Below are 14,537 nucleotides of genomic sequence, written 5' to 3'. Positions count from 1 at the left end.
CCGGAGGTGAATCATGCGAGTCGAGAAGATCGCCGAGCACGAGGCCCGTTTCGACGCCAGCGGCGTCGACAGCCATGGCCGCCGCCACGGCATGCTCCAGAAATCCATCGCGGTGCCGGGAGAGGGCGAGATCATGCATTACGTCGACGCGGGGCTCGCCGACGGCGACGAATCGTTCTTCTACCGTACCCGCTTCGCCAAGGACCAGATCGTCCTGCACTTCACCATGGGTTACCTGGGCGGCGACATCGCCACCCTGACCCAGCCCGACTACCACGTCTCGGTGCCTTTCGTGCTCGGGCGCAACGGCACCATCTACAATCTCTTCCCCTCGTTCTACTGGTCCTACCACCTGGGTCGTGGCGCCCTGGGCGGCAACCAGGTCCGCAGCCGGCACACCATCGGCATCGAGATCTCCAACATCGGGCCGCTGGTGCCCCAGGGCGGGGCGCTCAACACCACCTACGGCGACCGCTATTGCCTGCTCGATCAGGCCGAACACAACGTGGCCGCGCCCTACCGCGGCTACGATCACTTCGCCACCTTCACCGACGCCCAGTACGCCGCCCTGATCACGCTCCTGCGCTACCTCACAGCGCGCTACGGCATCGCCCGCCGGTTCCTGCCCGAACCCGACCGCTACGCCGCCGACCGCGGGGTGGTCGATTTCGGCGGCATCGTCTCCCACGTCAATTACCGGCCAACGGGCAAGACCGACATCGGGCCGGCGTTCGACTGGGAACGGGTGATCGCCGGCGTCACGGACGCGCCGATCGCCTGAAGGTTCCGTGATCGCCTGGACCAGGATTTTCCGCGTCTTCTCTCGACCGGATCGCCGCCGCTTCGCCTTCGGGGCCGACCCCGGGGGCGTCGGTCGCCTCACCGTCCGCGCCGTCCGCGCCCGGCGCCCCTTCAATCCGTCGGACCTGGCTGAGAATGAGATTCGTGATTAAAACAGGAGTGAACTTGTCCAAGGACTGGTACCGCGTGGAACTCTCCAGGGATCTGGTGACGCGCCTCTGCCGCGCCGCCTCGCACCACGATCGCGACGCCGTCGATCAGCTGATCGGTCACGTCTACGACACGCTGCACCGGCTGGCGAGCCGGCAGATGCGCAGCGAGCGCGATGGACACACGCTCACGCCCACCGCCCTGGTGCACGAGGCCTACCTCAAGCTCGTGGACCAGGAGCGGGTCCAGTGGCAGGACCGGGCCCACTTCTACGCGGTGGCCGCCCGGGTCATGCGCCGCATCCTCATCGATCACGCCCGCCAGCGGCTGGCCCAGAAACGCGGCGGCGGCCAGGCCATGGTCACCTTCACCGAGTCGCTGCCGGCGGCCTACGACACGCCCGAGGCGCTCATCGAGCTCGACCGGGCGCTCGACCGGCTCGGCGCGCTCAGCGATCGCCAGCGTCAGGTGGTGGAACTGCGCTTCTTCGGCGGCATGACCCACGAGGAGGTGGCCGCGGTCCTGAACGTCTCCGAACCCACCGTGCGGCGCGACTGGCGGCTGGCGCAGGCCTGGCTCAGCCGGGAGCTGTCGCCATGAGCGGCCGGACCGGCGATCGCTGGCAGCAGGTCCAGGACCTGTTCGCCGCCGCGCTCGATCTGGCCCCGGCCGAGCGGTCCTCGTTCGTGGCCCGCCGGTGCGGGGTGGACCGGGAGCTGGCGCGCGAGGTGCTGAGCCTGCTCGAGGCCGATGAGGCCAGTCCGGAATTCCTCGACCACATGGCCGCCGACGTGGCGAGCTATCTGGGGCGCGAGTCGGAGCCCTCGGCCGCCGACGATCTCGTGGGTCAGACGGTGGGCCGCTACACCATCGAGAAACGGCTGGCCCGCGGCGGCATGGGCACGGTCTACCTGGCGCGGCGCAGCGACGGCGTGTACGACCTCCAGCTGGCCATCAAGGTGATCCACCGCGGCCTCGATTCGGAAGCATTGCTCGCGCGATTCCGCATCGAACGGCAGATCCTCGCCCGCCTGCAGCATCCCCACATCGCCACGCTGCTCGACGGTGGACTGACCGCCGACGGTCGGCCCTATCTCGCCATGGAGTACGTCGAGGGACGGCCCATCGACGTCCACTGTGCCGAGGAGGGCCTCGGCCTGCGGGCGCGGCTGCAGCTCATGCGCACGGTTTGCGAGGCGGTGCAGCACGCCCACAACAACCTGGTGGTGCACCGCGACCTGAAACCGAGCAACATCATCGTCTCGGCCAGCGGCGTGGTGAAGCTCATGGACTTCGGCATCGCCAAGCTGCTCGACCCGGATGATCGCGCCGCCGGCGATGCTCCCGACACCATGCCGGGCCTGGCCGTGATGACCCCGGGCTACGCGGCGCCCGAGCAGATCCGGGGCGAGCCGGTCTCCACCGCCACCGACGTCTTCGGGCTGGGCGTGGTCCTGCACCGTCTGCTCACGGGCGCCCTGCCCTTCGGCGACAGCCAGACCTCGCCGCGCGAGATGGCGCGGCTGGTCTGCGAGACCGAACCCCAGCGCCCCAGCCGCCTGCCCAACACGCCCGACGACCCACCCTTCGGCCGCCGCCCCCTGGCGGGCGATCTCGACAACATCTGCCTCAAGGCGCTGCGAGGCGAGTCCGCCCGCCGCTACAACTCCCCGGGCCGCCTGGCAGACGACCTCGGCCGCTACCTGGACGGCCGACCGGTTGTCGCCCGTCCGGCCACCTGGCGATACCGCACCACGAAGCTGCTGCAACGCTACCGCCGGGGCTTCATGGCGGCCGCGGCGGTGCTGACCGTGACGCTGGGCATGGCCACCTTCTACACCGGCAAGCTGGCCACCGAGCGCGACCGGGCGCGTCGCGGCGAGGCCAAGGCCGAGCAGGTCTCCACCTTCCTGACCTCGCTCTTCGCCCTGGCCGACCCCGACCAGAGCCGCGGCGCCGACATCACCGCGCGCGAGATCCTCGAACGCGGCTCCCGCCGCATCCGCACCGACCTCGCGGACCAGCCCGAGATCCAGGCCGCCATGCTCGACGTGGTGGGCGAGGTGTACCACGGCCTCGGCCTCTACGACGAGAGCCGCGAGCTGCTGGCGCGCGCGCTGGCGCTCAAGACCGACCTCTACGGCGATCGGCACCTCGAGTACGCCGCGTCCGCCAGCCTGCTCGGCCGGCTCGACACCGTCACCGGCCGCCTCGCGGCCGCCGATTCGCTCCTCGGCCGGGTGGTGGCGATCCGGAGGGCCGAACTGGGGCCGCGACACCTCGCGGTGGCCGACGCCCTGCAGGGACAGGCCATGGTGGCGGTCTACCAGGGTCGACCCGAGGCAGCGGAAGCGTTGTATCACGAGGCGCTGGCCATCTACGCGCAGCGGACGTTGCAGCGCCATCCGCCTTACGCCACCTGCCTCAACGATCTGGCGCTCCTGCTGCTCGAACGCGGCGACACCGGAACGGCCGAGCCCATGTTCCGCGAGGCCCTGGCGCTGCAGCGAGCCTGGCTGGGCGAGGACCATCCCGAGGTGGCCAACACCCTGTATAACCTGGGATTGCTCCTGCGCGAACGCGGCGACTGGGAGGCGGCCGAACCTATTCAGCGGCAGGTGCTGGCGCTCGATCGTCAGCTCTACGGCGACCACCACCCCAACGTGGCCTACAGCCTGATGGGACTCGGCGCCCTCCTCGACGAGCGGGGCAACCAGGCCGAGGCCGAGCGCGCCTATGCCGAGGCCTACGCCATGCGCTGCGACCTCCTGCCGCCTGGACATCCGGAGATCATCAAGTCGCTCAGCTCGCTCTCCCTGGTCCAGAACAAGCAAGGCCGGTACGCGGAGGCGGAGGCCGGCCTGCGCGAGGCCGTGGCCCTGACCCGCGAGCACCTGGGCGACAAGCACCAGCTGCTGGCCGGCCGGCTCAACGATCTCGGCTGGCTGTTGCACGACACCGGCCGCTACGAGGAAGCCATCACGCTCCATCGCGAATCGCTGGCCCTGAACCTCGAGCTCCGCGGCCCGGACCACAAGTACACCGCCATCGCCCACATGCACCTGGCGCGGTCGCTGGGGGAACTGGGGCAGTACCAGGAGGCGCTGACGCATCAGCTGCGCGCGCTGGCCATCGCCCGCGAACGGTATGGCGACGACAACGTCTTCACGGCCACGAACCAGTGCCAGCTGGCGGGTCTCCAGCTCGAACAGGGACGGGTGGTGGAGGCCGAGGCCGAGGCCGAGGCGGCCCTGGCCAACCTGCGCGCGGCAGTGGGACCGGAGAGCCCGCGGCTGGCGGGAGCGCTGCATCTGCGGGCCAGGATCCACCGGGAACGCGGCGAGCTGGTGGAGGCCGAGCGCCTCTTCCGGCAGGCCATCGCGCTGCGCGTGGGGCACGTGGGCGACGACCATCCCCTGACCGCCTACTGGCGGATCCAGCTCGCCGACCTGCTGCTGGCGAGCGGCCGGCGCGAGGAGGCTGTGCCGCTGTTGCGGTCGGGCCGCGAGGTGCTGGCCGGCCGGCTGCCGGCGGAACATCCGCGGCTCGTGGAGACACGGGCGATCGCGGCCCGGGCGGGAATCTGACCTGGTCGACGGGTCCGCGTTATCGCATACCAATTCGCTGCCGATTTACAGTCTTCCCGCATGACTCTATCCTGCTCCTGCTCCGGCGCGACGACGCGACCGGTCGAAAGGAGACAGGCATGTCCAAGCAGAAAGACGGCTGCGTCAAGCCCGTGCGGGGTCCCATCCTCTCCGAGGAAGCCCCCGCCGCCGGTGCGACCACCGCCGCATCCCAGGAGGTGATCCGCATGCAAGCCAAGGTGGGCTACCCGGCCCCGGACTTCGAGGCCACGGCCTACGTCCAGGGCAAGGGCTTCGTACCCGTGACGTTGAGCGACTACAAGGGGAAGTGGATCGTCCTCTGCTTCTACCCTGGTGATTTCACGTTCGTCTGACCCACCGAGCTGGCTGCGGTCGCAGCCCTCAACGGCGAATTCGAGAAGCTCGGGGTCCAGGTGCTGGCCATGAGCACCGACAGTCGCTTCACCCACAAGATCTGGCAGGAAGAGGAGCTCATGAAGATGGTGGACGGCGGCGTGCCGTTCCCCATGCTCGCCGACGCCGGCGGCCGTGTCGGCCAGGTGTACGGCGTGTATGACGAGCCGGCCGGGGTCGACATCCGCGGCCGTTTCCTCATCGACCCCGATTTCAATATCCGCGCCATGGAGGTCCTCACCCCCGAGGTGGGCCGCAACCCGGAGGAGCTGCTCCGCCAGGTGAAGGCCTACCAGCACGTGGTGAAGACCGGCGAGGTCACACCCTCGGGCTGGCAACCCGGCCAACCCACGCTGTCGCCGGGCCCCGACCTGGTGGGCAAGGTCTGGCAGCACTGGAAGCCGGGGGCCTAGCCCCTGGTCGCCAGGATCCCGGAGCCGCCGCGGTCGACCTCGAGCGCGGCGGCTCGCCGTCGGGCAACCTGGTTCTGGCCGCAGATCGCCGGTTCTGGTACGTTGACCGGGCCGGAGGATTCGCAGACAGGGAGGTCCGCTTGGCCCGCGCCGACCAGCCGCCGTTCGCTGTGCTCGCCATCACCGACGCCGAGATCGCGCGCCGCCGCGACCTCTTCGGCATCGACGAGGAGGTCCGGCAGGCCCTGCGCGACTGCCGCGACCTCGTCGAGCCGCGGCTCGACACCATCGTCGACGCGTTCTATCGGCACCAGCTCGCCATCCCCGAGGTGGCCGCCCTGATCGACCACGAGGAGATCATGGCCCGCCTGCAGCCGGCACAGCGCGCCTACGTGCTCGACCTCTTCGGCGGCTGCTGCGACCGCGCCTACGTCGAGCGCCGCCTGCGCGTCGGGCAGGTCCACGAGCGCCTGGGCGTGTCGCCCGAACTCTACATGGCCGCCATGATCACCCTGCGCGAGCAGATCGAGGTCCAGTTCCTGCCCCGGATCACCGATCCCCAGCGCCGCGCCGCCGTGCACCGCGCGCTGGGCCGCCTCCTGGTCTTCGACGCCTCGCTGGCCATGGACACCTACTTCGGCAGCCTGCTCGGCAAGGTCGAGCAGCAGCGCGGCGAGCTCGCCAGCTACGCCCAGGATCTCGAACGCCGCGTGGCCCGGCGCACGCGTCAGCTCGAGGAGCGCGCCCGCCGCGACCCGCTCACCGACCTCTACAACCCGCGCGCCATGCGCGAACTGCTGCGCCGCGAACTCGCCCGGTCCCGCCGCCGCCGCCGTTCGCTGGCCCTGATCTATTTCGACATCGACGACTTCAAGCAGATCAACGACACCCTCGGCCACCAGGCCGGCGACAAGGTCCTGCAGGCGGTGGGCCGGGTGCTGCGCCGGGCCTGCCGCGAGATCGACGTGCCCTGCCGCTACGGCGGCGACGAGTTCTGCGTGGTGGTCTCCGAGGCCGATATCGAGGTGGCCCAGACCCTCTGCCGGCGCATCATCGCCGCCTTCGCCAAGGAGTACGCCGACGTCACCTTCAGCCTGGGCATCGCGCTCACCGGTCCCGAGGAATTCTGCAAGCCCGACGAATTCATCGCCCGGGCCGACCGTCAGATGTACGAGGCGAAGAAGGAACCCGGCTTCCAGATCCGGTTCTAGGCCGTTCGCGGCCGGAAAGGTCCCCTGGCCATGCAAGTCGAGAAGACCATCGCCCTGGTGGCGCACGACCATCGCAAACGCGAACTGGCCGAATGGGTCGACTACAACGCGGGCACGCTGCGCCGGCATCGGCTGGTCTGCACCGGCACCACGGGCCGGGTGATCGCCGAGGTGCTCGGAGACGAGACGCAGATCGTCCGGCTCAAGAGCGGTCCGCTGGGTGGAGACCAGCAGCTCGGCGCCATGATCGCCGAGGAGCGCATCGACGTCCTGATCTTCTTCTGGGATCCCATGGAGCCCCAGCCGCACGATGTGGATGTCAAGGCCCTCCTGCGCATCGCGGTGGTGTACAATATCCCGGTGGCCTGCAATCGTTCGACCGCCGATTTCCTGGTGTCGTCGCCGTTGCTGGGGCAGGTCTACGCACCACGCCAGCTGGATATGGGCGACTACCTCGATCGGCCTCTGGAGTGAGATGAGCGGAGACCGCCGCCGGACCCTGTCGCTGCTCGCCTGGTCGCTGTGCCTGGCGGGAGCTGCCGGGGCCCAGACATACGACTTCGAGGACGGGCAGCCGCCGGTGCCGGCGGGGCGCTTCCAGCCGCAGGCCGTTCTCGACCTGCATCCGGCGGTGGTCCTGCCGGGCGAGGTCCTGACCATCCGCCTGCGCGTCATCACGCCGGCCACCGATCCCCGATGGCGGGCCGGGAACGCGACCGACGCGGCCAGCGCGAACAACCTCCGCCTGTCCGTTCACGGCCTGGACCTGCGCATCGTCACCCTGGACGGCCGGTCGGTCCTGACCAGCCATCACGATCTCGGCGACCGGGCCGGGGAACCGGACCCCTGCGGCGAGCTGGCCGAATGGTCCTGGACCTGGGATCCGGCGCGGGTCGCGCCCGGATCGTACGTGGTCGAGGTCGGGGTGCAGGACGGTTCGTCGGTGCCCAGGGTGGCACGCGCCGAGCTGCTCCTCGGTGGCTTGCCCCCGCTCGGGGCCGGGGCCGGGGCCTGTGCCGAGGCCGCTGCCGATTCCCTGGGCTCGCCGCGGCCCCTGCGCTGCCGGCTCGAGGCGTGGCCGCGCCGGGTCCACCCGGGCGAGGCCGTCACGATCACCCTCGTGGTGGAGAACCCGCACCCGGAACCGGTCCGCCGCTTCTTCCCGGATCACGACCTCTTCGGCTGGTCGCTCCACGACGGCGAGGACCGCCTGGTGACCGCGTCCGCCGCGGGTGATCACGAGGGTGCGGCCTGGCTCGAGCTGGCCCCCGGCGAGGTCGTCCGGCGCGAATGGTCCTGGACCTGGGACGGCAACGGACCCGGCCGCTACTACCTGCAGGCCGGCCTCGGCCGGCTGGGCGACCAGGATCCGGCGCCCTGGCTCGAACTGGCGTTCTGGCCACCGAGCCCCTGCGAGTGGGATCTCGACCTCGCCGACCGCTGATCCGGCCCGGAATCTCGCCCCCCAGGCTCACTCTCCATTGCCCGATCCGGTGCCGGCCAGTAGACTGCGGCCGAGGGATGCCCCCCGACCGGGAACCCAGGGGCCGCTCAGGGGGGCGGGACGGATGCAGGGAACCGCGTCGCGAGAGGGAGGTCGCCGGCCGTGCAGACGTTCACCGAACCGCGCCAGATCGAGGCCAATCCCCATTTCGCCGCCCAGCGCGCCAAGGCGCTGGCCGACCTCTCGTCGGCGAACATCGACCGGCCGCTGGTCAGCCTGGTGCAGGGCTACGCCGACCTGCCCTGGTGCTTCCCGTTGCAGAGCTGCTGCGGCCACTTCGTGTTCCTCGAGGGCCAGGACCGCCGCAACCTCGACCGCCTGCCCGCCGCGGCGTCGGCGCGGGTGCTCTACCGCCTGGCCTACCTCGTGCTCGCGCTCGACGAGGGCCCCGAGGGCCAGGCGCTCCTGCGCCAGCTGCGCGCGGTACCCTCCATCGCGCCGGACCTGGTCCAGTTCGGCAGCGCCGACTGGTTCTGGGAACGCCAGCCCAACACCTTCGTCCTGCAGGTCCAGCCCTGGCGCCACCGTCAGGTGGACAGCGTTCTCCTGGCGCACGACGAGGCCCAGGAGATCGAGCAGACCCGCGACTGGTTCTTCATGCGGTTGGGGGAGGTGCTCCGCGAGCAGCGCGAGGTGGCGCCGTGATCAGAAGTGATACTGGACGGCGAGCCGGGCCTTGCGCACGAGCTGCGTGTAGAGCGGGTACTCGTGGTGCGCATCATCCAGCAGGTTCTGCACCGCCAGCTTGAGGAAGAACCGCCGGGCCAGGACCTTGCTGACCGCCAGATCCACGGTGCCGTAGTCCGCGACCGGTGCATCGGGGATCTCGGAATAGGTCACCGCATCCACCCAGCGGGCCCGCAGATCCACCACCACCGGACCGTGCCAGCGCACGCCGCCGCTCAGCTTGTGCCGGGGAGCATTGTCCCAGCGGGACTCGAGGCCGTCGGGGTCGGTGATGGTGGCGTCCTGGTAGGTGTGGTTCAGGAAGCCATCGAATGCCTGTCCGAACCGGGTGCGCAGTTCGGTTTCCAGCCCGCGGATCATCAACTCCTCGCCGGTGCGGCCGTTGCCCAGATTCAACTCGTCGCCGCTGGCATGGTAGACCGTGTAGCCGAGCAGGTCGTCCAGGTCGTGCTGGAAGGCGGTGAGGTCGAGGGCGAGCCAGGACTCCGGCTGCCAGCGCACGCCGAGCTCGGTGGCGGCGAGCTTCTCGGGGCCCAGCAACTGGCCGGCGATGAAGCGCCCGTCCTCGGTGACCGCGTCCACCGCCGCGCCCTTGAACCAGCCGGTGGGCCAGCTCACGAAGTAGTGGTTCTCGTCGAAGCTGGGGCGGCGGAAGCTCGTGCCCCAGCTCGCCCGCAGGTTCAACCGGCCCTCCGCCAGCGCCAGGTTGCCGGCCAGACGGGGGGAGAACTGTCCGTCCAGGGTCGACCACTTGTCGTAGCGGGCGCTCAGGGTCACGAGCAGGCGATCCTGCAGGAGCCGGATCTGGTCCTGGAGGTAGCCGGCCACCAGGGTCTCGTCCTCGTCGTAGAGGTACGGCGGCTGGTTGGCGATGTCGCGGCTGGCCTGCAGGTAGCTCGCGTTGGCGCCGAGGATGAGGGTGTGCCCTTCCAGGCTGTGCACCAGGTAATGCAGGTCGCCGTCCAGGCCCAGGCCCCGGCGGACCTTGTACTTGAAGGCATAGGCGTCGTCCTCGAGCTTCTCGTTCTCCTGCCAGAGATTGCGCAGGCCCACGCGCAGCTCGAGGTGATTCTCGCCCAGGTCGCGGACGTACCTGTTGTTCAGCCAGAGCGTCCGCTTGCGCGCCCTGTCCACCACCAGATCGCCGGGGCTGGGGTTGTAGCCCTCGTGACCGGTGGCGCTGAAGCCGCCCATGCTGGTGAAGCGGGAGGTGGTGCCCTCGTGGTCGAGGCGGTAGCCGGCCAGGCCGATGTCGGCGTGATCCTTGAGGTCCCAGTTGGCGGGAGTGCCTGTCCGGCGGTCCGCGTCCTTGACGCCGCGGTTCTCGGTGCGCAGGAACCCGCCGCTGAGCGCCATGTGCCAGCGGTCGCCGAGGGGTGTGTGCCAGTGGGCGTCGTACTGCTGGGTGCCGTGCTCGCCGTAGGCCAGCGAGACCATGGTGTCGCGGTCCTCGGCGGTGCGGGTCAGGATGTTGATGACGCCGGCCAGGGCGTCGGCGCCGTAGATCGCCGAGGCCGGCCCGCGCACCACCTCGATGCGGTCGATGTCGTCGAGCAGCACCGGCAGGGTGGGCCACTGGACCCCGCCATAGGGGACCACGTTCACCGGCTGGCCGTCGAGGAGGAGCAGCATCTTGGGTGTCTCGTCGCCGGCCAGGCCGCGGGCGGCCAGGTCCATGTCGGTGTGGGTCTTGGTGTAGCCGTCGAGGCCCACGACATACTGCAGGAGTTCGGGAATGGTGCGGGCGGCGCTGTAGCGGATGTCCTCGCCGGTGACGATCGAGACGGCCGACGGGGCCTCCATGAGGTCCTGCTCGTAGAGCGTGGCCGAGACCACCGTCACGTTCACCAGCTCGGAGAGCGGAACGGTGAACAGATCGGCGGGACCCTCGTCCTGGGCGAGAACGCCGCAGGCCACCAGGGGCAGGAACGTCAGCAGGATCCTGGCCGGTCGTCGCACCGTGAACCTCCAGGGTGGGGGAGGTGGTCCATGGCCTGTATCTTCCTTGGATCACCATCGGGCCTGCAACCGACAATCGAGGCGATCTTCGCGATGGCGAGGCGTGGTCGGTGGGTGAAACTGTGGAACAGGAGTCGATCCGTGTAAATACGAGACTTCATCGCAGGCGACAGCTCCTGCCGGGACGGGTCGGCAGCTGACGTCCATACAAGACGGGAACCCTCTCGCAAGGGGCCAGGTCATGAAATTTCTTGATGAGAATTGTCTCCAATAGGGTTATCCTGGGTTGCTGTAAGGAGGAGACCATGACCGGAGACAAGATCCTCTGCCGCACGCCCACCCCCGACAAGCAGCCCACCAGGATCGAGACCTGGAAGTTCGAGGCGGTCCGCACCGCCATCCTGGCCTCGTTGCCGGTGGAAGGAGCGGGTCTGCCGTTCAAGGAGCTGTCCCCCCGGGTGACCGCCCACCTGCCCGCCGGGATCCGGACGCGCCTCGGTTCGGTGGGCTGGTACACCACCACGGTGAAGCTGGAGCTCGAGGTGCGGGGCGAGGTGGTCCGCGCACCCGGGAACGGGGCGCAACGTCTGTTGCGCACGGTGCCGCTGGCCAGTGCGGCCGCCGCCGGCCGCTCCTGATCGCATTTCGGCCGCGGCCCCGCTGGCCGGGCCCGCCGGACTGCCCGATCCACGGGAAGGCCTGTCCTCGCGATCTGGCCTGGTTTCCGCCCCGATCAGTGCCTATCTTGCCGTCTCCGCCCGCACCCGTACGCGCTTCACCTCGATTCAGACCCCGTTCCCACGCTGTCGGTGCCGACCACGGTCCCCGCCGACCGGAAGGATGCCATGTCGACCGACGAGACCAATCCGGAGATCAGCTTCCACGACCTCGACCTCATCGAGCCGGTGCTGCTGGCGCTCGACGAGCTGGGCCACACCACGCCCACGCCGATCCAGGCCCAGCTGATCCCGCACATGCTCGCGGGCCGGGACACCGTGGGGCAGGCCCAGACCGGCACCGGCAAGACCGGCGCCTTCGCGTTGCCGTTGCTGTCGCTGCTGGATCACGAGCTGCGCGATCCCCAGGTGCTGGTGCTCCTGCCCACGCGCGAGCTGGCCATGCAGGTGGCGGGCGCGTTCGAGCAGTACGCCGCGCACATGGAGGGCTTCAAGGTGCTGCCGATCTACGGCGGCGCCGATTACGGCCACCAGCTCCGGCGGCTGCGCCGCGGCGTGCACGTGGTGGTGGGGACTCCGGGCCGGGTGATGGACCTCATCCGCAAGGGCGCCCTGATCCTGGACGACATCTCCTGCGTGATCCTGGACGAGGCCGACGAGATGCTCCGCATGGGCTTCATCGACGACGTCACCTGGATCCTCGACCAGACGCCGCACGACCGGCAGACCGCGCTCTTCTCGGCCACCATGCCGCCGCTGATCCGGCGCATCGCCCGCCGCTACCTCACCGAGCCCGAGGAGATCACCATCGGCGCGCGGACCACGACGGTGGAGGCCACGCGGCAGCGCTACGTGCTGGTGAGCGAGGGGCGCAAGATCGAGGCGCTGGCGCGGGTCCTCGAGGGTGAGCCCACCGACGGGGTCATCGTCTTCGTGCGCACCCGGGCGGCCACCATGGAGGTGGCCGAACGGCTGGTGGCGCGGGGCTTCGCCGCCGCCGCCCTGAGCGGCGAACTCTCCCAGGACCAGCGCGAGCGCACCGTGGGACGCCTGCGCCAGGGCAAGCTCGACATCCTGGTGGCCACCGACGTCGCCGCGCGTGGGCTCGACATCGACCGCCTCAGCCACGTCATCAACTACGACATCCCCTTCGACAGCGAGTCCTACATCCACCGCATCGGCCGCACCGGCCGGGCCGGTCGCGAGGGCGAGGCCATCCTCCTGGTCACGCCCGAGCAGCGCCGCATGCTGCGCACCATCGAACACGCCACCAAGCAGCGGCTCGAGCGGATGGATCCTCCCGACGCCGAGGTGATCAACGCCCAGCGCATCACGCGCTTCAAGGAGCAGATCACCGCCGCGCGCGAGCGTGTGGGCGAGCTGGGCCTGTTCGCCGACATCGTCGACCAGTACTGCGCCGAGCACACGGTACCCGAACTCGAGGTGGCCGCGGCGCTGGCGCTGCTGGTCCAGGGCAAGGAACCGTTGCGGATCGACGAGTTGCCCCGGCTGGCCTGGGTCGACCAGGACAACCGGCAGGGCCCCGGTCCCGGTGGCGAGCGTCCGGGTCGGCGGCCCACCATCGATTCGGGCTTCGAGCGCTACCGGGTGGCGCTGGGCCGGGTCCACGGCGTCAAGCCCGGCAACCTGGTGGGCGCCATCGCCAACGAGGTCGGCCTGCAGGGCAAGGTGATCGGTCGCATCGAGATCCACGGTGAGCACAGCCTCATCGACCTGCCGGCGGGCATGCCCGACCACGTGCTGCGGCGACTGCAGCAGGTCCGGGTGTTCGGCGTGCCGTTGCAGATGACCCGCTGCTCTGGCGCCGAGTTCCGGCCGGGGCCGCGCCGCGGGCACGGCGGGCGTCCGCACGGAGCCCGGAAACCGCGGCGTGATCACTGATCCCGTTGGTCGTCGTTGACGTCCCCGGCCCCGGTCGTGCTACCATGCCCGCACCGCAGGACTGTCCCGCGCGGAGAGGCCTGGAAGTGACCGGACTGGTGCGACGAGTGGCGGTGGCCGGGATCCTGACCGTGGCGCGCCGGCGATGGAGCGCGTCCGGCGGCGGCTCCCCGGCGTATCTGTCATTATCCTGTGGGTGAGCCGGTCGAGGCTCCGCACAGGACCCGAGGACAGGGAGGCAGGCCATGACTTGCAAGGTTGGCGTCTGGCTCGACCACAAACGAGCCTTCATCGTGACCATCCGCGAGCGGGACATCGCCACCACGACGGTGGAGCGTGAAGAGGTGCCCATGTCGCGCCCCGGCGGCGGGCTGCGGGGCGCGGGCGGCCACCAGCTGCACGGCGTTGATCCCGACGGCCGTCGCGACCAGCGCGAAGTGCTCTACCTGAATCGCTACTACGAGGACGTGATCAAGCATCTCGCCGACGCCGAGGCCATCCACATCTGCGGCCCCGGCCAGGCCAAGATCGAACTCAAGCGCAGGCTGCTGCTCCACAAGCCCCTGGCCCATCGCCCGCTGGCCGTCGAGGCCGCCGACCGCATGACCGACGCCCAGATCGTCGCCCGCATGCGCGAGGTCTTCGGCGCCAAGCCGCGACGTGCCGCCAAGGCCTGATCCGGGAGGGGTCCATGGAACTGCCACGCATCCCCATCGACGACTTCCAGACCCGCTGCCACCACCTCTGGGACTCGCGCTGGCTCCTGCTCACCGCGGGCGACCTCGCCAGCGAGCGCTTCAACATGATGACCGTGGCCTGGGGCAGTTTCGGCACCATGTGGCACCGCCCCTTCGTCCAGGTGGTGGTGCGTCCGACCCGGCATACCTACGGGTTCACCGAGGAGTTCGACACCTTCACGCTCTGCGCCTTCCCCGAGGCCTGCCGCCCCATCCTCAAGACCCTGGGCACGCGGTCGGGGCGCGACATGGACAAGATCCGCGACTCCGGCCTGACGCCGCTGCCCTCGCTGGCGGCCGCCGCTCCCGGCTTCGCCGAGGCGGAACTGATCGTCGAGTGCCGCAAGCTCTACTGGGACGACCTCGATCCCCAGCATTTCCTCGATCCGGCCATCGAGAAGAACTACTCTCAGCGAGACTATCACCGGATCTATTTCGGAGAGATCCTCATGGTGCGCGGCACCGGCGACTACCGAGCCGAGTAGGGCGGGGACC

The 14,537-nt window shown here is 69.8% G+C and carries 13 protein-coding genes; 12 read left to right on the top strand and 1 reads right to left on the bottom strand.

Annotated elements, in window-relative coordinates; translation table 11 throughout:
- The first annotated feature begins 13 nt into the window (after positions 1-13).
- From IFSED24_RS11925 to IFSED24_RS11890, 8 genes are all read left to right on the top strand, one after another.
- On the top strand, positions 14-781 hold the full coding sequence (locus tag IFSED24_RS11925; RefSeq protein WP_491331689.1) for an N-acetylmuramoyl-L-alanine amidase: 768 nt from the start codon (positions 14-16) through the stop codon (positions 779-781).
- A gap of 185 nt (positions 782-966) precedes the next feature.
- Complete coding sequence (locus IFSED24_RS11920; RefSeq protein ID WP_491331688.1) at positions 967-1,551, top strand: sigma-70 family RNA polymerase sigma factor; 585 nt, start codon at positions 967-969, stop codon at positions 1,549-1,551.
- Complete coding sequence (locus tag IFSED24_RS11915) at positions 1,548-4,538, top strand: tetratricopeptide repeat protein (RefSeq protein ID WP_491331687.1); 2,991 nt, start codon at positions 1,548-1,550, stop codon at positions 4,536-4,538. The genes IFSED24_RS11920 and IFSED24_RS11915 overlap by 4 nt, the downstream gene beginning before the upstream one ends.
- A 119-nt stretch (positions 4,539-4,657) precedes the next feature.
- Complete coding sequence (gene prxU / locus IFSED24_RS11910; RefSeq protein WP_491331686.1) at positions 4,658-5,365, top strand: thioredoxin-dependent peroxiredoxin; 708 nt, start codon at positions 4,658-4,660, stop codon at positions 5,363-5,365.
- 140 nt (positions 5,366-5,505) lie between these two features.
- Positions 5,506-6,576 (top strand): GGDEF domain-containing protein, encoded by a 1,071-nt coding sequence (locus tag IFSED24_RS11905; RefSeq protein WP_491331685.1) that lies wholly within the window; start codon positions 5,506-5,508, stop codon positions 6,574-6,576.
- Between the two features lie 30 nt (positions 6,577-6,606).
- Positions 6,607-7,050 (top strand): methylglyoxal synthase, encoded by a 444-nt coding sequence (locus IFSED24_RS11900; protein ID WP_491331684.1) that lies wholly within the window; start codon positions 6,607-6,609, stop codon positions 7,048-7,050.
- 1 nt (position 7,051) lies between these two features.
- Entirely contained in the window at positions 7,052-8,020 is a 969-nt protein-coding gene (locus IFSED24_RS11895; RefSeq protein ID WP_491331683.1) for a hypothetical protein, read from the top strand.
- Between the two features lie 162 nt (positions 8,021-8,182).
- Positions 8,183-8,725, top strand: a complete 543-nt coding sequence (locus IFSED24_RS11890; protein ID WP_491331682.1) for a hypothetical protein — start codon at positions 8,183-8,185, stop codon at positions 8,723-8,725.
- On the opposite strand, the gene IFSED24_RS11885 is transcribed toward IFSED24_RS11890, so the two are convergent.
- On the bottom strand, positions 8,726-10,726 hold the full coding sequence (locus IFSED24_RS11885) for a TonB-dependent receptor plug domain-containing protein (RefSeq protein WP_491331681.1): 2,001 nt from the start codon (positions 10,724-10,726) through the stop codon (positions 8,726-8,728). It lies immediately after the preceding gene.
- Positions 10,727-11,031: 305 nt separating this feature from the next.
- Between IFSED24_RS11885 and IFSED24_RS11880 the strand changes: the two genes are divergently transcribed.
- From IFSED24_RS11880 to IFSED24_RS11865, 4 genes are all read left to right on the top strand, one after another.
- Positions 11,032-11,364: a DUF6958 family protein gene (locus tag IFSED24_RS11880; RefSeq protein ID WP_491331680.1), complete on the top strand. Its 333-nt coding sequence runs from the start codon at positions 11,032-11,034 to the stop codon at positions 11,362-11,364.
- 207 nt (positions 11,365-11,571) lie between these two features.
- The gene (locus IFSED24_RS11875) at positions 11,572-13,305 is read left to right on the top strand and encodes a DEAD/DEAH box helicase (RefSeq protein ID WP_491331679.1); all 1,734 of its coding nucleotides are present in this window, start codon (positions 11,572-11,574) and stop codon (positions 13,303-13,305) included.
- Between the two features lie 245 nt (positions 13,306-13,550).
- Positions 13,551-13,982 (top strand): hypothetical protein, encoded by a 432-nt coding sequence (locus IFSED24_RS11870; protein ID WP_491331678.1) that lies wholly within the window; start codon positions 13,551-13,553, stop codon positions 13,980-13,982.
- 14 nt (positions 13,983-13,996) lie between these two features.
- Positions 13,997-14,527: a flavin reductase family protein gene (locus tag IFSED24_RS11865; RefSeq protein WP_491331677.1), complete on the top strand. Its 531-nt coding sequence runs from the start codon at positions 13,997-13,999 to the stop codon at positions 14,525-14,527.
- Positions 14,528-14,537: the final 10 nt, after the last annotated feature.

This window comes from Candidatus Latescibacter sp. IFSED24 (assembly GCF_058273205.1).
This window is presented reverse-complemented; position numbering and strand designations above follow the sequence as displayed.